Source organism: Prolinoborus fasciculus (genome assembly GCF_056724605.1).
Genome location: NZ_JBWZQN010000163.1, coordinates 1 through 707 on the forward strand (window position 1 = coordinate 1; position 707 = coordinate 707).

The 707-nt window shown below is 37.3% G+C and carries 1 protein-coding gene; it reads right to left on the minus strand.

Annotation, left to right across the window (positions count from 1 at the left end; genetic code table 11):
• Positions 1-115 (minus strand): DUF4372 domain-containing protein (locus AC1P5O_RS16735; RefSeq protein ID WP_373687718.1); only part of this gene is annotated, 115 nt, incomplete at its 3' end.
• Between the last annotated feature and the right edge of the window lie 592 nt (positions 116-707).

Below are 707 nucleotides of genomic sequence, written 5' to 3' on the forward strand. Positions count from 1 at the left end.
ACCGGGAAGCCGCTCTAAATTTCTGTCCAACATGGTGTACTTTAGCAAGTTGTTCAAAATCCTGTCGCACAACAGGTTTAATTAGCTCATGAAATACGGTATTCTGATGTGACAAAACCTGAATCCTAGTCGTTAAAGTGTTTGTTTACACTCATATTTTAACTGTTAGGACTCAGGTTTTTTTATTTAAAGCAAACTATGGGACAGCAGTGGAGTTAACTCTCTCTTTTTTAGTTACTAATAGACGAAAGGACAGCAAAACTTTCGTTGGCTGTCCTTTCTTACCCACCCCTAACCCTTAATTCATAGACCTAGTTTTCGGGACTTTCGCTTCCTATTCTGTTTTCAGAATCTAGATCTATGCCAAATGGATTTCACCATCGCGTTACAGGAGCGAACTGGCTGATCTGTAAGGCTCAAGCGGCAAAATCTAATGAATCCTACTTTGATTCTTTGTAAGGCTTTAGGCGCCTACAGCCTTGATGGTTTCTTTTAAGTTACCAAGTCGCAGGCAGTACTTCAATATCTTTTACTTGATAACCATTCATAACTAATGCATTTAATAATAAATAATCAATAGTATATAGGACTTACGCATTGACGGATTCAAAAAAGTATTACAATAGTTTATAACGTATCTGTGATCAGACGAACTAAACATGCTTCTACAGCAACTTGTACATTACCCATTTATATGGGCTTTCTCA